Origin of the sequence: Pseudomonas sp., from assembly GCF_048265905.1 — a bacterium.
In the GTDB taxonomy this organism is placed as follows: Bacteria; Pseudomonadota; Gammaproteobacteria; order Pseudomonadales; family Pseudomonadaceae; genus Aquipseudomonas.
Genome location: NZ_JBLXAP010000008.1, coordinates 119,411 through 142,855 on the forward strand (window position 1 = coordinate 119,411; position 23,445 = coordinate 142,855).

The window sequence follows — 23,445 nt, forward strand, 5'->3', positions numbered from 1 at the left end:
TATGCTGGCGTATATCATCCGTCGCCTCTTGCTCATTATCCCGACGCTGTTTGGCATTCTGCTGATTAACTTCATCATCATCCAGGCCGCACCAGGTGGCCCAGTTGAACAGATGATTGCCAAACTTGAAGGCTTTGAAGGCGCAACCAGCCGGATATCCGGTGGTGGCTCAGAAGTGTCCGTCGCTGGCTCGAACTACCGCGGGGCACAGGGTCTTGACCCTGAACTGATCGCTGAAATCGAGCATATGTATGGCTTTGACAAACCTGCACCAGAACGCTTCTGGATAATGCTCAAGAACTACGCACACTTCGACTTTGGTGAAAGTTTCTTCCGTGACGCCAAGGTCCTCGACCTAATCATCGAGAAGATGCCAGTGTCCATCTCGCTGGGGCTCTGGAGTACCTTGATCATGTATCTGATCTCGATTCCCATGGGCATCGCCAAGGCCACCCGGCACGGCAGTGCATTTGACGTCTGGACCAGTTCAGCAATCATCGTTGGCTATGCGATTCCGGGGTTTCTCTTCGCGATTCTATTGATTGTGGTCTTCGCTGGCGGCAGTTATCTCAACTGGTTTCCTTTGCGCGGACTCACCTCAAACAACTTTGAGGATCTGAGCACCACCGGCAAGATTCTTGATTACTTCTGGCACTTGGTCCTACCTGTTACCGCATTGGTTATTGGCAACTTCGCAACCCTGACCCTGCTGACCAAAAACAGCTTTCTCGATGAGATCAACAAACAGTATGTGGTTACCGCCCGCGCCAAGGGCCTGACCAACACGCGCGTGCTGTACGGCCACGTATTTCGCAACGCGATGCTATTGATCATCGCAGGGTTCCCGGCGGCCTTTATCGGTATTTTCTTCACCGGCTCACTGCTGATTGAAGTCATATTCTCACTCGACGGTCTGGGCTTAATGAGTTTTGAAGCGGCGATCAACCGTGACTACCCGGTGGTATTCGGCACCCTGTTTATCTTCACTTTATTAGGTTTGGTGGTGAAATTGATCGGCGATATCACCTACACCCTGGTCGATCCGCGGATTGACTTTGAAAGCAGGGAGAATTGATATGGCCCTATCTCCAATCAACAAACGCCGCTTTGAGCGATTTAAAGCCCACAAACGCGGCTGGTGGTCATTGTGGATCTTCCTCGCCTTGTTCACGCTGACTCTGGGTGCCGAGTTGATCGCCAACGACAAACCCTTGGCCGTGCGTTACGACGGTGAATGGTACTTTCCTGTATTCAAACGCTACCCAGAAACCGTATTTGGCGGCGAATTCCCGTTACAGGCCAACTACAAAAGCCCTTACATCAAAAAACTGATCGAGGACAAAGATGGCACGATGATCTGGCCGCTCATCCCGTTCAGCTATTCGAGCATCAACTACGACTTGCAGGTTCCGGCTCCTGCACCGCCCTCCTCGGTCAACTGGTTAGGCACCGACGATCAAGGTCGTGATGTATTGTCGAGAGTGATATACGGCTTCAGGATTTCGGTGATGTTCGCCTTGGTCCTGACTATTCTCAGCTCGATCATTGGCGTCTTTGCAGGCGCCTTGCAAGGCTTTTACGGGGGCTGGGTTGACCTCGTCGGCCAGCGCTTCCTTGAGGTCTGGTCGGGCCTGCCAGTGCTCTACTTGTTGATCATTCTGGCCAGTTTCGTGCAACCCAACTTCTGGTGGCTGCTGGGCATCATGTTGCTGTTCTCATGGATGAGTCTGGTCGACGTGGTACGCGCCGAGTTCCTGCGCGGACGCAACCTTGAATACGTACGGGCCGCGCGAGCCTTGGGCATGGAAAACGGCGCCATTATGTTCCGCCACATTCTGCCCAATGCCATGGTTTCAACCATGACTTTTATGCCGTTTATCCTCACTGGGGCGATTGGTACGCTGACCGCGCTGGACTTCCTTGGTTTTGGCTTGCCGCCAGGCTCACCATCGCTTGGTGAACTGGTTGCGCAAGGTAAATCCAACCTACAAGCTCCGTGGCTGGGAATCAGTGCTTTCGCCGTGCTGGCAATCATGCTCAGTTTGCTGGTGTTTATTGGCGAGGCCGCTCGCGATGCCTTCGACCCGAGGAAATAAGATGACCGACACAGACAACCTCATCGAAGTACGCGACCTCGTCGTTGAATTTGTCACCGGCGATCATCGCCAACGCGTGGTGGAAAACATCAGCTTTGACATCCGCCGGGGCGAAACATTGGCGCTTGTGGGTGAAAGTGGCTCCGGCAAGTCAGTCACCGCGCATTCAATTCTGCGCCTGCTGCCTTACCCCTTGGCGCAACACCCAAGCGGCACCATTCGCTACAAAGGCGAAGACTTGCTGAGCATGAATGAGAAGAAGCTCCGTGGTATCCGTGGCAACCGCATCGCCATGGTTTTTCAGGAGCCCATGACCTCGCTCAACCCGTTGCATTGTATCGAGAAGCAAATCAACGAGGTGTTGGCGCTGCATAAAGGCCTTAGCGGCAAGGCGGCTACCGCGCGCACCCTTGAACTGCTTGATCTGGTAGGCATCCCTGAACCGCGCAAACGCCTCAAGGCTTACCCTCATGAGTTATCTGGCGGCCAGCGTCAACGCGTGATGATCGCCATGGCGCTGGCGAATGAGCCAGAGCTATTAATTGCCGATGAACCCACCACTGCGCTCGACGTCACCGTACAGCTTAAAATCCTTGAGTTGCTCAAGGAACTGCAAGCGCGCATGGGCATGGCGCTGCTGCTGATCAGCCACGATTTAAATCTGGTGAGAAGAATTGCTAACCGCGTATGTGTCATGCAGCGCGGAAAGATCGTCGAACAGGCGTCATGTGCAGATTTGTTCGCTGCCCCGCAGCATTCCTATACTCAGGAACTGCTCGGAGCGGAGCCCAGCGGTAACCCAGTCGATAATCCCCCTGGGGATCCAATACTGGAAATTGACGACCTGCGCGTTTGGTTCCCGATTAAAAAAGGACTCATGCGCCGTACCGTTGATTACGTGAAAGCAGTGGATGGCATCAACTTTAGCCTGCCACAGGGCCAAACCCTTGGCATTGTTGGCGAGAGTGGTTCCGGTAAATCCACACTCGGCTTGGCGATCTTGCGCTTGCTGGGAAGCCAAGGCGGGATACGCTTTCAGGGGCAAGCGGTTGATGGCCTTCCGCAAAAGGAAGTGCGACCGTTACGCCGACAAATGCAGGTGGTGTTTCAGGACCCCTTCGGTAGTCTGAGCCCGCGTATGTCAGTGGGCCAAATCATCGGTGAAGGTCTGGACATTCACAACATGGGCAGCGCAGCCGAGCAGGAACAGGCTGTGATTGATGCGCTCATAGAGGTAGATCTCGATCCGGAGTCTCGGCATCGCTATCCTCATGAGTTTTCTGGCGGGCAACGGCAACGTATTGCCATTGCCCGGGCACTGGTACTTAAACCGGCGCTGATACTGCTGGATGAGCCCACTTCGGCGCTCGACCGCACCGTTCAGCGTCAAGTTATTGAGTTGTTGCGGTCATTGCAGGCCAAGTACAACCTGACTTACCTGTTCATCAGCCATGACCTGGCCGTTGTCAGGGCAATCAGCCATCATTTAATGGTGGTTAAACACGGTCAGGTGGTTGAACAAGGCCCGGCAAAGGCGATATTCGCTGCACCGCAACATATTTATACTCAGCAACTGCTGGAAGCAGCCTTTTTGGCACCAGCAACTGCTGACTAATCCTTGCGAATAGGAAGAGGAACAACACATGGGTTTTCTAACCGGTAAGCGCGTACTGATCGTTGGCGTTGCCAGCAAACTCTCCATTGCCTCGGGCATTGCTGCTGCGATGCACCGTGAAGGTGCTGAACTGGCGTTCACCTATCAGAACGAAAAGCTTAAAGGCCGTGTTGAAGGCTTTGCCGCTGATTGGGGCTCAAGCGCTGAACTGTGCTTCCCGTGTGACGTGGCCAACGATGAAGAAATCGTCTCTGTATTCGAAGCACTGGGCAAAAAGTGGGACGGCCTTGATTGCATCGTTCACTCAGTCGGCTTTGCTCCAGGCGACCAGCTAGACGGCGACTTCACAGACGTCACCACCCGCGAAGGCTTCCGTATTGCCCACGACATCAGCGCCTACAGCTTTGTGGCTCTGGCCAAGGCTGGTCGCGAACTGATGAAAGGCCGCAATGGCAGCCTGCTGACGCTGTCCTACTTGGGCGCTGAGCGCACCATGCCTAACTACAATGTTATGGGCATGGCCAAAGCCAGTCTCGAAGCTGGTGTTCGTTATCTGGCCGGTAGCCTCGGCCCGGAAGGCACTCGAGTCAACGCAATCTCGGCGGGCCCGATCCGCACGCTGGCCGCTTCTGGAATCAAGAGCTTCCGTAAAATGCTCGCAGCCAACGAGAAGCAAACGCCGCTGCGCCGCAATGTCACCATCGACGAAGTCGGCAACGCTGGCGCTTTCCTCTGCTCCGACCTGGCTTCGGGCGTAAGTGGTGAAATCATGTACGTCGACGGCGGTTTTAACACCACCGCAATGGGTGCAATGGACGAGTAATCTCTCGCCCCAAAAAGTACAGTTGCCCCAAGAGCCCGGCGTATTGATTACGCCGGGCTTTTTTATTGGAAATAACCAACAACGAGGCCATCTCGATTTGCCTTGCAGCGCTTTAGCTCGCGGCATATTTGATTTTTTCACCACGACTGCGGCAGAGACGTCTATTCTTTGTTGACGATGTTTTTCTTGTGCATGGAGCCATGTCGATGTCAAAAATCACTGCCGGTCGTAGCGGAAATCCTTTCAAACCCAGCAGCCGTACGTTGGCATTGGAACCAAGGATTCTTTTCGATGGTGCAGCCGCAGTTGCCACCGAACAACATACGACCGACAACTCTGCACAAGACGGCCAAAACAACCAGGACAACAGCCACGTTCCTGCAACGGCGGTTGAAACTGCGCGCTCGGCCCCTCCTGCCGGATCTGCCGCACGTGCCTTGCTGGTCATTGACAGTCGCCTGGAGAATAGCCAGCAGCTCACCCAGCAACTTCCGCAGGGTGTCAAAGCCATCATTGTCGACACGCAACAAGATGGCATCGCCGCCATTGAAAAGGCCCTTGAAACAATGGGTCAGGTTGATTCTGTACAAATCCTCTCGCACGGCGCCGCGGGCCAATTCACTTTAGGCAGCACCACCGTATCAAGTGACAATATTGACCAGCTCGGCAGTCGCTTCGCGCAATGGAGCAATAACCTCAGCGCTGGTGCGGATATTCAACTCTACGGCTGCAAGATTGGGGCGGGCGAGGCTGGCAAAACTCTGGTCGGTGAGTTGGCGCGTTGGACTGGCGCTGATGTCGCCGCGTCCAACGATGACACGGGCAATAAAGCGGCAGGTGGCGACTGGGAACTTGAAGTGCGCCACGGCGACATTGATAAATCAATCGCTCTTAGCGCTGCAGCCATTGATAGCTTTTCAGGGTTGTTGCCTGACGCAGCGCCCACGCTGTCTGTCAGTGGCACAGGAGCCGATGTTCAACTGGGCAGCAACTTTACCTTTACCCTGAATTTCTCCAACACCTCGTCAGACTCTGGGTATGCGCCCTTTGTCGATGTATTCCTGCCTACAACAGGTATCGATGGCGCGGGCGCGGAGATTGATGACGGCATCAGCTTTGTTTCAGCCAGCTACCTTGGTCAATCACTGGTCGCTCACGTCATCACCTTCGACGCCAATGGCCAGGCCGTTCATCCCTTGGCCGTAGGTACTGATGGCCAACCACTTGTGGTTAACGCCGCCACTTATGGGATGCAAGCCGGCGACCAAATGGTGGTGCTCGAGTTACCATTTGCCAGTGTCAGCCAGGGCCAGCCGAATATCGGCATTCAAGTTACAGCAACGCTGAGTGACTTAGCCGACACCGATTTCTCGTCTTCCGCGGCCACCCCTGATTTAACTATTCGCGCTCGCAGCGGCTTCCAATACGGCAACGATGCGCTGAATAACCCAAGCGTGGACCCAAGCCTGGTGCAGTCAGGCTTCGTAAGCTATGTCGTACACCCAACAGTGATCACATTCGATCAGGAAATCATTGCCCCCGAAGGTGAAACTGCGACCGGGCCAAACTATGGCCGCGAGCTACAAATTACAGTTAGCCCGGCAACCTCGCAGACCATCACCGACCTGGAGATCACCCAACCGGTACCCGACGATGTGATCATTACCCAGATTACACCTGGGGCAAACGGCACCCTCACCTCGATCACCTTGTATAACGGCGACACCATCAGCAACCCGACATTGATCAATGCGGTATTTGCGCGCAACAACGATGCCGACCAGACCAACGACATTTATATCCAGTCGTTTACCGTCTCCTACAGCGATTTCTCGGCACCTGTAACGACCAATGTTGATTTCTTTGTACCGGATGCCGACGCCAATGGTAATCCGGTACTCAACCCAATCACCGGCGATGACAGAACCATTACCTTCGCCCCGCCTACTGCTAGCGGCCAATGGCAACCGGTAGACCCGCGCGACGTGGCAAATCCGGGTGACACCATTGCCTTCAGCGGTGATGGGCTGGCAACCAGCATCGTCGCCAAGTCGATCACCCTGGAAAAACAAGTCAGCCTGCAAACCGATATTGGCAGCGCTGGCTTAAGCCCGGGTGACACGCTTAACTACGTCATCAATATCAACGTCTCTGACTATTTTGCATTTGGTAAGACACTCCTCAACGAAGGCAGCTTCGTTATCAGCGACACCCTGAGCGACGGCCAGACGCTGGTCGATGGCACCTTGATCTTGTCCGCCAATATTGACGGTATCAACTATCAAATCCCGGTCATCTTCACCCAGGTTGTGAATCCGGACGGTACCACCTCGTTGGTGTTCGATATCGCCGCCTCGGTTGAGAGCTACTACCCCGACCATCAGTGGATGAATGGCGATCTTTCTTTTGATGACATTCTGCAGGGGGCCAGCACAGCGGTACTCAGCTACCAGGCGGTTATTGGCCAGAGCTATACACCGCCCGCAGGCACACCACACAGTGAGATCAACGAAGGCGACTCATTCGGCAACAATGCGACGGTTACGGCGACCATAATGGAGGACGAGGTCAACCTCACGGGTGATGACCAGTCCGACTCCTCAAGCACCACCAGTACCATTCCAACCAGCACGGTTGATATCGATATTGCCGACCTGAATGGCAATGGCGCACCGCCGCCTGGGACAGAACTGCGGCCGGGCGATGAAGTCACTTTCAGCCTCACCTATGACTTGGTTACCGGTGACTACGAAAACTTCAGCATCACAGCTTATCTACCGCTGCCACTGTTCGACCTAACTGGTCTCGATCCCAATACCCTTTGGCAGCTAGGCACTGACAACACCAACCCCAACAGTCCAAGCTCGGTGACTATCGGCCCAGGCAACTCGTTGATTTTCACCTTCGACAACTACGTCAACAGCGGGACTGAAGGCAGCACCATCCAAATTGATTTCACCCTGACAGTCAGCGACCAACCCTTTGCTGACCAGCGTTCTTTCAACGTGCTGGCAGAGTCAAGCCAAACCACAACGCTCGACAAGAACGAAATCCTGTCCTCTGATGACGTCACCCTTATCGCCTCGGTCGCCGAGCCTGATCTGAGCATCACTCACGGCGTGGTTTCCTCCAGCAACGGTACAGTCACCGGTACAACCGGTAGCTGGAACGCACCCGGAACGGGCGGTGCGCCGTTTACCGGCAGCGTTACCGATATCAATGCGATTGAAGGCAGCGTCAGCGATATCGACGCCAGCGACACCATTCGCCTGGCCACTGCAATCGAGAACTCCGGGGGCGGCAATGCTTATGATGTCAGCACCCAGATTACCCTACCGCCAGGCCTGTCTTTCGTTGGCGGCAGCCTGTCTAGCGCCAACCTGCTGATATTCCGCGGCGATGGCTCACAATTGATCGCCGGGGTCGACTTCACCGTCGACAACGCCACCAACACCATCACCTTTGTTGATGGCGCCGGTGTTGGCGCCCTCCTCGCAGGTCGTCCTGGGACGGATGCCGATAACAGTGGTGCAAACCTGATTGTCATCACCTATGACACGCTGGTTGCAGGCAATATCAACGCCAGTGCAACCCTTGAAAGCACCGGCACGTTGCTCAACTACGCCAGCGTTGAGGGCGGCGCGAACTTCCTTGATAGCGGTCTGCTGAGCGATACAGCATCGCAACAAGTTGCCGCCCCGGAAATCAGCAAGGGCTTTGCTGGTGGAGGCTTAGATAACTCAGACTCAAGTGCCAGCCACACCACAGGCGCTGATCTGGTCGTCGGCGAAAGTATGCTCTACGACATCATTGTCACTCTGCCTGAAGGTGTCACCCAGTCACTCAACATCAACGACCTGATTCCGCCCGGCATGCGCCTGGACACCAGTTTCAGCGGCAGTGGCTATCAATTGATCACCACCGCCGGAGGCTATCTCACCCTGGACTTCGGCGGCACAGTGGACATCAGTCAGCTCAACACAACGGGCACTGATGGTGGCGATGCAAACTTCGTGTTTAGCATTTCCTCGGCCAATGGCGACAACAACACCGACAACAACAAGTTTGTGATTCGGGTGCGCTTGATCGCCACCGACGTCAGCAGCAATCAGGCCAATACCGTTCTTCAAAATGATGCGACGCTCACCTATACCGATACAGACGGTGATACCCCGAACAGCACCGACCCGGCCGATAGTATCGACCGTGACGTCGCACTCAGCGGTGCTAAACCTGCAATCACAGTGCGTGAGCCGACGCTGCAAATCAGCCAAACAATCGACACCCCGACCGACTTCGGTTTTGACCAGGATGACCCTGTCGACTTCACCATTACCATCAGCAATGGCAACAGCGCCACTGACTTCGATGCCTTCGACATCGACTTCAGCGATACACTGCCCACCGAGCTAGATGGCCTTACGCTGAACAGTGTTATCTACACGGTCAATGGCGTAAGCACCGATATCACCAGCAGTTTCAGTCTCGACCCCGGCACCCGTATGCTGGTTAATACCGGTAATGTTGATATTGCCAAAGGTGGCAGCATCAGCATCAGCATCAGCGGTGTGGTCAACGCCAGCGGCGCTTCTGTTCCAGATTTCGACAACCAGGCGCAAGTGCAATGGACCAGTATCGACGGCGTCAACAGCGACGAACGTACCGGCGTGGACGGCCCGCTCAATAGCGGAGTCCTCAACGATTACCGCCTCGACAGCGCGCTGGTGTTCCCTGTCGCTCAGGGCATCAGGATTTCCCGTGTTGGTGGTCTCGATGACACCTCCGCGCCGAACCCGACCAACGCCAGTGTCGAGAATGTCGCAGTCGGAGAACTGGTTCGCTATCGCGCTGCCGCCCTGATTCCAGAGGGTGCAAACCCAAACTACTCAATCAGCATCACCCTTGAGGCCGGGCTAACGCTGGCCGACCTCGCCAGCATGCGTGTGGCGTTCGTCTCCAATGGTGGCCTGGTAACAGACCTGACCGATTTGATTACCAGCGGTGTGCTAGCTATTGATGGCGACGAGAACTCCGCCGAAGCCCTGTACATCACACCGGACTTGTCTGGCGCGGGACCAACCGGGGTGCTTAATTCTGATTATGTAACAGTCACCACTGATGCCAATGGGCGCCAGGTCATAACCATCAACTTCGGCAATGTCACCAATGGTGCAGGCGGCGCAGGTGATGACGGCAACGATGACAACCTTGAAGGGATAGTTATTGAATTCAGCGCCCGGGTAAATAACCAAGTCAGCAACCAGGCAGGGGATCAGCTTGGCGTATTTGTTCAGGACCGTGTAGACAACGTATTACGTGCAACCAGCGACACCCTGTTTGAGCGTATTGTCGAAGGTGGTTTTAGCGGCCTGGACAAAACAGTCAGCAACTTTGACCCCAATGTCGGCGGCAGCAGTGGTACCGCGACCGTGACTATCGGTTTTAACCAGAGCGGTGAACTGCCCGCCTATGACGTCAATTTAAGCGACAGCTTTGCAACCGGCAGCAACTATCAACTGGTCAGCATCACCGTGGGCGGCACCACTTACGCGGCAGCTGACTTGCCGGCTGATGGCATTAGCTTCAGCACCGCTGGCGGCCTGAGTGTTGACTTCAGCCAGGTTGATATTGGCAGCCAGATCAGCGTGGTCTACACCGTCGATGTACCCAACGACGCAATAGTTGCCAGCACCGACGCCAGTCTCACCTGGAGCAGCCTGCCGGAAACCTTCACCACTTGGGGCGGCAGCACTGTCGGCGCCGATGGCAGTGCCGATGGCGAGCGCACCAGCGCTGACGGTGTTGGCCCGGATAACGACTTGGTTCTCAATAACTATCAACTGGTGGAAGCCGCAGGCCTGGGCATCATCAGTGGCACACTGTGGAACGACACCAGCTCAGCCGACGGCTCCACCACGCCAGACGGCCCGGCCATTGCCGGTCAAGACGTGACGCTGACCTGGGCCGGTAATGATGGAGTGTTCGGTAACACTGACGACGCAGTCTTTACCGCCACTACCGACGCAAATGGCCAATTCATCTTTGGCGTGTTGCCTTCGGGCTTGTATCGCATTGACGCCCCTACCGAGGTTAACAGTATTGTCGCCTTTGGCGACATGCGCATTCGCATCGACACGGATGGTGCGACCCTCGGCCAAGTCAATATCACCCTCGGCGAAGCTGACAGTCAGGACGCCAATTCCGGTTATGTCGAGGTCAACGACGCGCCGGTCAATAGCCTTCCCGGCACACAAAACGCCCAGGAAGATATCGCCTTGGCAATATCTGGAGTTTCCGTCAGCGATGTCGACGCCGAGCGCGACCCGGATATCACTGACCGGGCCATTCAGGTGACCCTCAGCGTGACTCAAGGCACGTTGTTTTTTACCGGCGCAACCACCGGAGTCAACGTCAGTGGCAACAACAGCAACTCAATGGTGCTGGTCGGCCGTATCGCCGACATCAATGCGGCACTGGCCAGCCTCAACTACCTGGGCAACGCCAATTTCAATGGTAACGACACCCTGACCGTACTGACCAATGACCTGGGTAACTTCGGTGACTTTGACGGTAATGGCATCCCCGGTGAGCCGACTGACGCCCGCACCGACCAGGACTCATTATTGATCGTGGTCGCCGCCGTCAATGATCCACCGACGGCTGTTGACGATGACGCAACCGCAGTCGAAGCAGGTGGTCGTGACAACCAGACACCCGGGGTAAATCCAGCCGGTAACCTGACCGATAACGACCTCGATGTGGACTTGGTGACCAATCCGGACACCGAAAATCTCATCCTGGTTTCGGTCACTTTCAATGGTACGACCGTCCCCGTCCCTGCGATTGGCACCGTTGAAATCGAAGGCAATTACGGTAGCCTGTTTGTCGATAGCAGCGGCGCCTATGAATATGTTGTCGACAATGAAAACCCTGAAGTCCAGGCCCTGCGCCTGAGCGGCCAAACCCTGAGCGAAACCTTCAGCTATGAGATTAGCGACAGCGGTGTACCGTTGGCGACGGCCAACTCCACTGCCGAGCTGGCCGTGACCATCGAAGGCGCCAACGACACGCCAGTCGGCGTAGACGATACTGGCACGGCAATCGAACAAGGGGGCGTCGACAATACCGACATCGGCAACCCTGGTGACACCCCGCCAAACGGCTTCCCCATCTCTGGACAGGACGCAACCGGTAACGTGCTCGACAACGACACCGATGTTGATGGCGGCGCTGGCGATCCTATCAACTATGGCGAAAGCAAAAGCGTCACCGCCATTCGTGATGTGCCTAAAGATGAAATCGGCACACCGCTAATCGTGCCTCCAGGCGGATCGGTCAGTATCGATGGCACCTACGGCACATTGACGATCTTTTCTGATGGTGAATACAGCTACGTCATTGATGACGACAACATTGCCGTGCAGCGACTAGGCCCGAATGACACGCTGACCGATCACTTCAGCTATCAGGTCACTGATGCGCTGGGCCTTAATGATCTGGCTGACTTAACCATTATCGTCCAGGGCAATTACGACAACCCGGTTGCCAGCGATGACCACGCCCAGGCCCAAGCCAGTGAAGTCGATGACGACGGCAACGAAGCCAACCCGACTGGTAATGTCATTACCTTTCCAAGCCGCCCAGACGATACAGGTACGCCAGGCGGCAACGGTATTGACCAGGATGTCGACAGTGCTGACCGCCCTAACACCAATCTGACTGTCACCGGCATCCGCAATGGCACTGAAGTTGCCGGGGGCGCATTGGACCCAGTGACGGCTGGCACCACGCTCGATGCCATGTACGCGCAAGGCTCAAGCAATGTCAGCGGCATGTCTTACGGTGAGCTGACGATCAATCCAGACGGCTCGTTCAGCTTTAACGTCAACAGCGATCATCCAGAGATTATCGCCTTGGCTGTTGGCCAGACCCTCGATGTTGTGGTGACCTATGAAATCACAGACACCGCTGGCCTGACCGATACTGCCCAACTCGTCATAACCGTCACCGGCGCCAATAACGTGCCGTTGGCAAACAATGGCTTTGCACTGGCAACCGAAGCGGGAGGCGTCAACAACACAACCCCGGGTATCAATCCCACAGGCGATATCTCGGCCGAAGACCCGGATGGCGACATTCTTATTGTTAGCGCAATTCGTACCGGCGCGGAGAACGCAAGCGGCACCTCTGGCATCGTCGGCCAAGCACTGCAAGGTCAATATGGCCAGTTGACCATGAACAGCGACGGTAGCTACAGCTATGTAGTCGACAATACCCTGCCAGCAGTTCAGGCGCTGCGCCAAGCGAGCGACACCCTGATAGAACGCTTCACCTATACCGTGGCAGACCCCGGCGGACTCAGTGACAGCGCCGAAATAATCGTGGTGATTCGCGGCCAGAACGATAACCCTGTTGCGGCTAACGACACCGCAACAGCAATTGAAGCTGGCGGCGTGAATAACGCCACGGGAGGGTCTGACCCGACAGGCAACGTACTGACCAATGACACCGATGTCGACAGCGTCAGCAATGGCGAAACCAAGGCTGTCGATTCAGTGCGTACTGGCGCAACTGAAGGTGCAGGCACCGCAGGCTCACTGGACGTTGAACTGCGTGGTACTTATGGCTGGCTGACCCTTGGCGAGGACGGAGAGTATCGCTACCGCCTGGACAACTCTATGGCTGTAGTCCAAGCCTTGCGCGCAGGCAATACCCTGACCGACAGTTTCAACTACACCGTTATTGATACCGCTGGCGCAACCGATGCAGCGGTATTAACCATCACCATTCAAGGCAGTAACGATACCCCGGTCGCCAACGATGATACGGCTGCCGCTGTTGAAGCAGGCGGGTTGAATAACTCGACTCCCGGGGTCAACCCAAGCGGTAATGTGTTGAGCAATGACACAGACGTTGACCTCAATGGTGAGGTCCTCACTGTTTCCGCGGTTACTGGCGGCAACATTGGCAGCGCTTTCTCAGGTATGTACGGCAGCCTGACGCTCAATAGCGACGGCAGCTTCACCTACACCGTCGACAACGACGATCCGCTGGTTCAGGCGCTGCGCACCAATGCCAATAAACTCAGCGAAAGCTTTACCTACACCATCCGCGATTTGGCGGGTGCAACCAGCAGCGCGATACTGACTATCACCATTTCAGGTCGCAACGACAACCCAGTCGCAATCAACGATACCAATACCGCGACGGAAGCTGGCGGTGTCAATAATGCCACGCCGGGCAACAACCCTAACGGCAACCTGCTCGCTAACGACACAGATGTTGACAGCGGCGATAGCAAAACCATCGATGGCATTCGCACCGGCTTGGAGCTGGCTGGAGGCAGTTTCACCAGTGTTGGCGCAATCCAATCGATCGCCGGCCAATACGGCACGCTGACTGTACTCGCCAACGGTGACTACAACTACGTGGTCAATAATAATCTGGCCGCAGTGCAAGCCCTCAAGCCAGGTGACACCTTGCGTGAAGCCTTTAGCTACCGCATGCACGATGCCGCTGGCGCGCAAGATATTGCCCAGTTACTGATCACCATTGAAGGCGCTTGGGATACCCCGGTGGCGGCCAATAACCTGGGTATTGCGGTGGCCGACAATGGTGACGGGCTGTTCTTCGACCCAAGCGGAAATGTACTGACCAATGACACCGATGTTGACGCTGGTGACAGCCTGACCGTTACCGCGATCCGCACCGGCCAGGAAGCGGGCAGCGGCACCGCGGGCACTGTCGGCAGCGTACTGGTCGGTCAGTATGGCAGCTTGATCCTCAATGCCGACGGCAGCTATCAGTATGTGCTGGACAAGACCAACCCAGATGTACTGGCACTCGACCTACTCGATAGCCTGTTCGACTATTTCACCTACACCGCGACCGACGATGGTGGTTTGAGCGACCCTGCACAACTGTCGATTCTGATTATCGGCCGCAACGACCCGCCGGTGGGTGTTGATGACAGCGCCACTGCCGTTGAGGCTGGCGGGATCAACAACAGCACGCCCGGAGTCAACCCGAGCGGCAATGTGTTGAGCAACGATACCGACTTGGAAAACGGAGTGCTCACCGTGACCGGAGTGCGTACCGGAACAGAGTCAGGCACTGGTACCAGCGGTGCAGTCGGCACCAGCTTGCGTGGCCTTTATGGCAATTTGACGCTTAACAGCAATGGCAGCTGGAGCTACGTGCTCGATAACAGCCTCGCAGCTGTTCAAGCATTGCGTATCAGCGGCCAGACCCTGACTGAGACGTTCACCTATACCGTCGAAGACCCTTACCTTGCCGACGACACCGCACAGCTTGTCATCACTATCGACGGGCGCAACGACACCCCTGTCGCGGCGGACGATAACGCCACGGCGGTGGAAGCCGGCGGTATTTTCAATGGCACGCCAGGGGTCAATCCGCAAGGCAATGTGCTGGATAACGACACCGACGTTGACAGCGTAGCCAACGGCGAAACCAAACAAGTACTCAGCGCCAGCAGTGAAACCGGCAACACCTCCAGCGCAGGCCAGGTGTTGGTGGGCCGCTACGGTAGCCTCACACTTAACGCCGATGGCAGTTACCAGTATGTGCTGGACAATAACAACCCAACGGTTCAGGCCTTGCGTACGGCAGGTGAAACCCTGCGTGAAACCTTCACCTACCGCATGCGCGATACCGCTGGAGCAGAATCCACTGCACGGCTGAACCTGTTGATTCAAGGCGCCAACGATAACCCGCTGGCAGTCAACGACAGCAATGTGGCCAGCGATCAGGTTCCTGCCCCGCAAACCAGCGGCAACGTGCTACCCAACGACAGCGATGTCGATGGCGGCGACAGCCTGCAGGTCGTGGCGATCCGCACCGGCGCCGAAGACGCCACGGGTACAACCGGCGCCCTCGGCCAGCCACTGGTCGGACGCTACGGCACCTTGGTACTCAACGCCGACGGCAGCTACACCTACAGCATCGATCTGACCAATAACGAAGTCCTGGCCGCCGCAGGATTGGGCCAGGTACTCAGCGATGTATTCACTTACACCTTGGGTGACTTGGCCGGAGCCACCGATCCTGCCGAGCTGGTGATTACTCTCGATATCACAGCGCCGTTCATTCCAGCGCCCAAAGACGGTCCGTTCCACCACGAAGACGACCGTGACCCTGCAGATCAATATCAACCACTGCTCAAGGATATTGATCCTGCGGTGTTTATCAGTCCGGTGGTGGAGCGTGATAGCAGGATCAACGCCTTTATGGCCCGCGAATCAGACGGCAGCAAGCTGCTGCTTGGTTCTGCTCACGGCTTACTCAACGACATAGTTGAGATTAATCCGGTGGCGGGCCAGTTCGTTCACCAGCAAGTGCTCGACAGCCAGTTCGACAGCGAATTGGACATGGCCTGGATTCTAAGCCGTCAGCAGCGGGTCGACTTAACCGCTGACGGCCTGCTCAGTGATCCTTCCTTATTTGGCACCAGCGTCGATGGCTTGACTCAACCATGGCAGGCTCCAGAACAACAAGAGCAAGAGCAGCAGCAAGATCAACAAGAGCAGCCCACGCCTGCGCAAACCGCGAGCAGCTTCCACAACCAACTGAAGAATGCTGCGCTACAGCGCAGCCTGATCAGGCCACAAAGCTAACCAGCTGCGCGACCAAAGGCAGCCCGCCACCACTCATGGTGACGGGCTTGCTTTAGGTTCAGTCCGCTTTGGTCACTTTGCAAATACTGTGCTCACGCAGCTTATTGGCAATAGTGGTGTGCGATACACCAAGCCGTTTCCCGAGCTGGCGACTGCTCGGATGCTCACTGAACAGGCGCTCAAGCACGGCTTTTTCGAAGCGCCCAACAATCGCATCCAAGCCGCCTTCAAGCGAGAACTCACCAATCGGCTGAGGCGCGCCGTAATCGGGCAGGCGAATGTAGTCCGCTTTGATCATCGCGCCGTCACACAACGAAACCGCCTGAAACAACACGTTCTCTAGCTGGCGCACATTACCCGGCCAGTGATATTGGCTGAGACGCTCAAGCACCTGCGGCGCGACCTTGGGCAACGCACAGCCAATTTGCCGGCTGGCTTGATCGAGAAAGTGATCAACCAACGGAGCCAAACCATCCAAACACTCCCGCAATGGCGGGATATGCAAACTCAGTACGTTGAGCCGGTGATACAGATCCTGGCGAAACTCGCCGCGGGCGCACAGCTCGGACAAATCCACCTGAGTGGCGCACACCACGCGCACATCGAGATACACCTCTTCATCACTGCCGACCCGGCGAAAGCAGCCATCCTGCAAAAAGCGCAGCAGCTTTGCCTGCAAGCGCGGGCTCATCTCACCGACGCCATCAAGAAATAACGTACCGCCAGCCGTCAATTCAAGCAGGCCCAGCTTACCTTCGGGCCTGGCGCCTTCGAATGCGCCCGGTCCATAGCCAAATAACTCAGTTTCAGCCATCGATTCAGGCAAACCGGCGCAGTTGAGTGCCATAAATGGTGACTGGCCACGCGGGCTGGCCAAGTGGCAAGCGCGAGCCAGTAACTCCTTGCCCGTGCCGGTTTCACCTTCGATCAACAGTGGCGCATCCAATGGCGCCATCCGCCGCGCCTCGCGCACCACTGCTGCCATCACTTTTGAGCTTTGAAAAATGCTGTCGAAGCCACGCAACTCCTGCTTGCGCACGTTGTAGATCCGCTCACCTACACGGTCTGCCCGGTGCAGCGTCAGCACGGCACCGGCCAGCGCCTCGCTCTCATCGTGCTCGGATTGCAGTGGCGCGATATCAGCGAGAAACACATCGCCCTTGACCTTTACCCGCAAACCATTGATCCGCGATTTATTCGCACGCACCAACTCTGGCAAGTCGAAGTCTTCGGCGTAACGCGACAGCGGAATACCCGGCACTTCATCGACCCGCACCCCAAGCAACTGCGCCGCAGAGCGGTTGGCGGCAACAATCGAGCCGCCCATATCGATCGACAGCACCGGAAAATCCAAGGCACCGAGTAAAGCGTTCAACTCAAGATGACGACGCTCGCTGGGCATCAAGCCCACACGTTTGACGCCGAATACGCCAGTGATGGCTTCAAACTTGGCCCGCAGCGATTGAAACTGCAAATTGATCAAGTTCGGGCAGTGCAGATAGATGGCGTTGCCCTGCTCTCCACCGACTTCGCCGCGAGCTACGTTGATGCCGTACTCAACCAGCAAATTGAGAATGTCACGAAGGATGCCAATGCGGTTTTGACAGTGAACTTTGATACGCATGACTGAGCTCTGATTGTATTTTTATGGGCCGCAGCGATGAAAAATCGACGATTGCGAGAATTATCCGTCAAGAATATGTGACAGATTAGCAGTTCAGCAAGATGATAGTGGGCCTGCGCCATCATGCCGTAATCATTTCTTTACGAAAAAACGCCTTCATTCGCCATTCAGGCTGATGTTCTGGGGCTGTAAACACCTTCGCTGCTGGGTTATCCATAGATAAACACAACAACAAAAGCTCCATCAGGAGGCGAATAGATGAAGTGCACGCAATACGTCGCTCGGCAACCGGATGACAACGGTTTTATTGAATACCCAGAAACCGAGCATCAGCTTTGGAACACCCTGATCACTCGTCAGCTGAAAGTGATTGAGGGCCGTGCATGCCAAGAATACCTGGACGGTATTGAGCAGTTGAACCTACCCCATGAGCGCATCCCGCAGCTTAAAGAAGTCAATCAGGTGTTGCAGTCAACCACTGGATGGCAAGTTGCCCGGGTGCCTGCACTAATCCCCTTCCAGACTTTTTTCGAGCTGTTGGCCAGCAAGCAATTTCCGGTCGCGACCTTTATTCGCACCCCTGAAGAACTTGATTACCTGCAAGAGCCGGATATTTTCCACGAGATATTTGGCCACTGCCCTTTGCTGACCAACCCATGGTTCGCTGAATTCACCCACGCCTATGGCAAGCTTGGCCTGCAAGCCAGCAAAGAACAGCGCGTATTTCTGGCTCGTTTGTACTGGATGACCATTGAATTTGGTCTGGTCGATACCAGCCAAGGCCGTAAAATTTACGGCGGCGGGATTCTTTCATCGCCCAAAGAAACCGTGTATTGCTTGTCTGATCAACCCCAGCATCAGGCCTTCGACCCAGTTGAAGCGATGCGTACACCGTATCGAATCGACATTCTGCAACCGGTTTATTTTGCTCTGCCAGACCTCAAACGGCTGTTCGACCTTGCCCATGAAGACATCATGTCGATGGTCGTTCAAGCCAGTCAGCTAGGGCTGCATGCTCCACAATTTCCACCTAAACAAGCGGCGTGAACGCCTGCACTTTTGCGGCGTCTCAAACCTATATTGCTTTTATCTACTGATTTTAAGGAGTCATCATGACTGCTCTTAACCAAGCTCATTGCGAAGCCTGCCAAGCCGGTGCCCCTCAAGTATCTGATCAGGAGCTGCCTGAATTGCTCAAGCAGATTCCGGATTGGAATATCGAAGTTCGTGACTCGATCATGCAGCTGGAAAAGGTTTACCTGTTCAAGAACTTCAAACACGCACTGGCGTTTACCAATGCCGTTGGCGATGTTGCGGAAGCTGAAGGTCACCATCCAGGCTTGCTCACCGAGTGGGGCAAAGTCACTGTGACCTGGTGGAGTCATTCAATCAAAGGCCTGCACCGTAACGACTTCATCATGGCTGCGCGTACTGACGAGGTCGCTACGCACGCCGAGGGCCGCAAGTGAACCACTTCGCGTCCATTGCCCGGGTTCCGGGTGACCCGATCCTCAGCCTGATGGAGGCCTACCGCGCCGACAGCCATCCGGGCAAGCTTGACCTTGGCGTTGGTGCCTATAAAGACGCCCAAGGCCAGACAGCGATTCCCAAGGCGGTCAAACTTGCTGAACAGCGTCTGCTTGATAGCGAAACCACCAAGAGCTATATCGGTGGTCACGGTGATCCGTTATTTGGCCAACTACTGACAGAATTAGTTCTGGGTGCGGACAGCCAAGTCCTGACTAAGCAGCGCGTTGGCGCCTCGCAAACACCTGGCGGCACGGGCGCATTGCGTCTTGCGGCAGATTTTATTCGTCATCATCTGCCCACACGCGGCATTTGGTTGAGCGACCCGACCTGGCCAATCCATGAAAGCATCTTTGCCGAAGCTGGCTTGCAAGTTGGGCATTACCCATATGTCGGCGCGGACAACCGGCTGAATGTCGAGGCGATGCTCACGGCGCTTAACCAAATTCCGCAAGGCGATGTGGTGTTACTGCATGCCTGCTGCCACAACCCGACCGGTTTTGATTTGAGCCATGCAGACTGGCTACAGGTGCTTGAGGTGGTAAAAGCCCGCGAACTGCTGCCACTCATCGATTTTGCCTACCAGGGTTTTGGCGAGGACCTTGAGCAAGATGCCTGGGCACCTCGACTGTTCGCAGATGCGCTACCGGAACTGCTGATTACCAGCTCATGCTCGAAAAACTTTGGCCTTTATCGCGAGCGTACAGGTGCGCTGTTGGTCTGCGCACGTGATACTGAAAAGCTGCTCGACATCCGCAGTCAACTGGCGTTTCTGGCGCGTAATCTATGGTCAACGCCACCAGCGCATGGCGCAGCCGTTGTCGCTACCATTCTGGCTGACCCAGAGCTTAAAACGCTATGGAGCGATGAGTTATGCAATATGCGTCAGCGGGTAGCCAGCTTGCGTGATGGTCTGGTCACTGCACTGGAGCCCCACGGTTTGGCGCAACGCTTTGCTCATATCAGCCAGCAACGCGGCATGTTCTCCTACACTGGTTTGTCGCCGTTGCAGGTGCAACGGCTACGCGAAGAATTCAGCATTTATATGGTGGGTTCCGGTCGGGCTAACGTCGCCGGGATTGATGGTGAGCGCTTTGCGCAGCTCGCTCAGGCCATTGCTCACGTCTGCGTAGAGTAACCGAACCGCCTAAGCCGCTTGGCAGCCCTGCCAAGCGGCCAGATTACTGCGTACTTAAGATGCTCCCCGCAAACGCACCACGCTTAATCAGGCGCTCGGCCGGAACATATTATTTTATGGCCCAAGGCTACTTAGCTATAGTTCGATGACTGCCTGATTAAGGAGCACCCGTGATCAACCCATCGAACATGCTTTTTCGCGTCTATCAGCGAACGATCCATAGTCTGGCCTTCTACCCAACGCTAATTGCCTTGGCTTTTTTTTTCGCCTGCCTGTTGAATATTTCTATCGAATATCAACCATGGCTAATGGCGATTAAAAGCAAGATTGATATCGGCCTGGTGCGAAATGCGGATAACGCCCGATTAATTCTTGGCACCCTCGTCGGCAGCTTGGTGTCACTGATGGTGTTCAGCTTTTCGATGGTCATGGTTGTACTCAACAATGCCGCCACAGTTCTTTCACCACGCGTTATGCCCGGACTGGTGAGTAGCAAAAGCCATCAGAAAACCCTCGGCTTTTACCTCGGTACAATCATCTATGCGCTGCTGCTGATTACCACCATTGAGCAAAATGGCGGCGATAAAGTCCCCAGCCTTGGTGTATTGGTTACTCTTGGCCTGGGCATTGCGTGCCTTGGGCTGTTCGTCCACTTCATTCGCTCAATCTCGCAGTCGATCCAAGTCGAGCATATCCTCACCAATCTATACCAAGTGACTCGCGGAAAATTAGACGCCCGCATCAGTAAAATGGCGGCACAGAGCCCCGCAGCAAGCTGGCCCGATGATCAAAAATGGCAGCAGGTTCGCTCTGAGCGTAGCGGCTATTTCAAAGAAATTAACGCTTCGCTGACCAATGAACTGCTTTGCGAACATAATTTAAAAATGACCATTCAGGTGCATCGAGGATTCTTTGTTATCGAAGGGCATCCGCTGTTCAAGCTCGACCGCAAGATCGATGACAGCGTGATAAATAAATTGCTCGACTGCTTTGACTTCTTTATAGAGGAATACCCCAGCACCCATTACTTGTTTGGCTGCAAACAGATATCTGAAATTGCAGTCAAGGCACTGAGCCCCGGGATTAATGATCCGGGCACCGCGATTAAATCCATCGACATGCTCAGCGTACTCTTCAGCCAGCGCTTGAACCTGCCGACCTTTGACTTTAGCGAGTTGGAAGACGAGCCACCGCGCCTGTTTATCAATGAATTGCCGCTCGACCAATTGCTGCAGCAAGTTCTCGGCCCCATCCGCACCTACGGCGCAGCAGATCCAAGTGTGCTGGTAAGCCTGCTACAGGCCTTCAAGAACCTGCTCCATCAAAACCCCAAGCCTGAGCACAAAGTGCAGCTTCTACGCCACGCACGTAGCGTCATAGAAAGCGCCGATGAACACTTGACGACTCCGCGCGACCGCGAAGAAATCAATGATTTTATCGAACGAATCAACAGTGCAGCCAAGGAAAGCCTGCCTGCACTATCAAGGATTAAGACCAAGTAGCGACTGGCAACGCGCACCAAACAAGTGCACCTGTAACTCTCGAAAAATTAGTCAATCTTTTTAATAACGGTTTTTATTGTTTAAAATCAAACACTTAACAATACCAACCAAAAGATTGTGGCGCGCTTTGTGCTTGCTATATTGCGACTAGTTCCCTAGGGTAGCTCGCCATGTGGTCCCTTATTGCCCCTATCAGCTCATTGCTGAGCGGGGTCGCTTTACTCCTGCTCGGCAATGGTCTGCTCAATACACTTCTGACCCTGCGTGGTGTAGCCCAAGGCTATTCCACTGGGATGCTCGGACTGATAATGTCCGGGTACTTTGTCGGTTTTCTCCTCGGCACCTGGCTAGCGATTCCGCTGGTACGGCGCATCGGACATATCCGTGCGTTTGCATTTTGTGCGGCTCTCGCAGCCATCACCGCCCTGCTCCACGTGCTTATTGTCGACCCTTGGGTTTGGCTGGGCTTGCGGGTTATCTATGGCCTGGCGCTGGTCAGCCTGTACATGGTGATCGAAAGCTGGCTAAACGCGCAGGTGCCCAATGACAAGCGCGGCACTGTGTTTGCGATTTATATGGCGGTCAACCTGGGCGCACTAGCCGCCGCGCAACAGTTGCTTAATCTCGCCGAGCCAACTGAGTTTATGCTGTTTGCATTGGCTGCGATTCTGATCAGCGCGGCATTGATGCCTATTACCCTGACCCGGCAGATCCAACCGACTGTGCCTGAAACACTGCACACCGATGTTCGCCAAGTCGCCAGAATCGCTCCGTTATCGATTGCCGCCGCGGGCTTATCCGGTTTGGCCCTTGGCGCGTTTTGGGGCATGGCGCCGGTCTACGCCAACCTCAGCGGCTTTGACGCAAAGGGTGTTGGCCTATTGATGAGTAGCGCCATTCTTGGCGGCGCATTACTGCAGCTGCCGATTGGCCGTTATTCGGACAAACACGACCGACGCCTGATCATGTTCTGGGTCGTCGCGCTCGCGGTTGTCGTGGCCCTGCTGATGAGTTTCGTACCTGCCGGCCCCATCCTGCTAGGCTTGATGTTTGTCTGGGGCGGCTTGGCATTTGCCATTTACCCAATTGCCGTGGCGCAATTGATTGACCAGTTGCACAGCGACGAAATTCTCGCCGGTTCCAGCAGCCTGTTAATGGTCAACGGTATTGGCTCAGTATGCGGGCCATTGCTTGCGGGTGTGCTTATGCAACACATCGGCGCCCACGCATTGCCACTTTATTTTGCTGTGGTCTTGGGTTTGCTGGCCGCCTATACGCTCTACCGTCTGCGCCATGTCAGCGACTTGGTCAGTGGAGATCAGGCGCACTTCGTGCCCATGCTACGCACCAGCCATACCGTATTGGAACTCATGCCTGACACACCGCATGCAGACCTAGACTCAGGGACCAATAACGCTGGACCTGAACCCGAATCACCGTAACGACAGACACAGTCTGGCGCTACATAACAATGAAGGCAGTCA

At 55.3% G+C, this 23,445-nt stretch carries 11 protein-coding genes; 10 read left to right on the forward strand and 1 reads right to left on the reverse strand.

The features are described 5' to 3' along the window. Position 1: 1 nt before the first annotated feature. The 5 genes from ACN0UH_RS12845 (at position 2) to ACN0UH_RS12865 (ending at position 16,170) form a co-directional block, all read left to right on the forward strand. Positions 2–1,075, forward strand: coding sequence for a microcin C ABC transporter permease YejB (locus ACN0UH_RS12845; protein WP_087516511.1), 1,074 nt, complete (start codon positions 2–4; stop codon positions 1,073–1,075). A gap of 1 nt (position 1,076) precedes the next feature. Then, the gene (locus ACN0UH_RS12850; RefSeq protein ID WP_417662405.1) at positions 1,077–2,096 is read left to right on the forward strand and encodes an ABC transporter permease; all 1,020 of its coding nucleotides are present in this window, start codon (positions 1,077–1,079) and stop codon (positions 2,094–2,096) included. 1 nt (position 2,097) lies between these two features. Then, entirely contained in the window at positions 2,098–3,711 is a 1,614-nt protein-coding gene (locus ACN0UH_RS12855; RefSeq protein ID WP_417662406.1) for an ABC transporter ATP-binding protein, read from the forward strand. Between the two features lie 28 nt (positions 3,712–3,739). Further along, complete coding sequence (fabI, locus tag ACN0UH_RS12860; protein ID WP_417662407.1) at positions 3,740–4,534, forward strand: enoyl-ACP reductase FabI; 795 nt, start codon at positions 3,740–3,742, stop codon at positions 4,532–4,534. Between the two features lie 206 nt (positions 4,535–4,740). Next, the gene (locus tag ACN0UH_RS12865) at positions 4,741–16,170 is read left to right on the forward strand and encodes a VCBS domain-containing protein (RefSeq protein WP_417662408.1); all 11,430 of its coding nucleotides are present in this window, start codon (positions 4,741–4,743) and stop codon (positions 16,168–16,170) included. A gap of 58 nt (positions 16,171–16,228) precedes the next feature. On the opposite strand, the gene ACN0UH_RS12870 is transcribed toward ACN0UH_RS12865, so the two are convergent. Further along, entirely contained in the window at positions 16,229–17,794 is a 1,566-nt protein-coding gene (locus tag ACN0UH_RS12870) for a sigma-54-dependent transcriptional regulator (protein WP_417662409.1), read from the reverse strand. Positions 17,795–18,052: 258 nt separating this feature from the next. Between ACN0UH_RS12870 and phhA the strand changes: the two genes are divergently transcribed. The 5 genes from phhA (at position 18,053) to ACN0UH_RS12895 (ending at position 23,403) form a co-directional block, all read left to right on the forward strand. Next, entirely contained in the window at positions 18,053–18,841 is a 789-nt protein-coding gene (gene phhA / locus ACN0UH_RS12875) for a phenylalanine 4-monooxygenase (RefSeq protein ID WP_417662410.1), read from the forward strand. A 65-nt stretch (positions 18,842–18,906) separates the two neighbouring features. Beyond that, positions 18,907–19,263, forward strand: a complete 357-nt coding sequence (locus ACN0UH_RS12880) for a 4a-hydroxytetrahydrobiopterin dehydratase (RefSeq protein WP_417662411.1) — start codon at positions 18,907–18,909, stop codon at positions 19,261–19,263. Beyond that, the gene (locus tag ACN0UH_RS12885) at positions 19,260–20,459 is read left to right on the forward strand and encodes an amino acid aminotransferase (RefSeq protein ID WP_417662412.1); all 1,200 of its coding nucleotides are present in this window, start codon (positions 19,260–19,262) and stop codon (positions 20,457–20,459) included. Before ACN0UH_RS12880 ends, ACN0UH_RS12885 begins: the two co-directional genes overlap by 4 nt. Positions 20,460–20,629: 170 nt before the next feature. Continuing rightward, positions 20,630–21,961, forward strand: coding sequence for a DUF2254 domain-containing protein (locus ACN0UH_RS12890; RefSeq protein WP_417662413.1), 1,332 nt, complete (start codon positions 20,630–20,632; stop codon positions 21,959–21,961). Between the two features lie 170 nt (positions 21,962–22,131). Then, positions 22,132–23,403, forward strand: coding sequence for an MFS transporter (locus tag ACN0UH_RS12895; RefSeq protein WP_417662414.1), 1,272 nt, complete (start codon positions 22,132–22,134; stop codon positions 23,401–23,403). Positions 23,404–23,445: the final 42 nt, after the last annotated feature.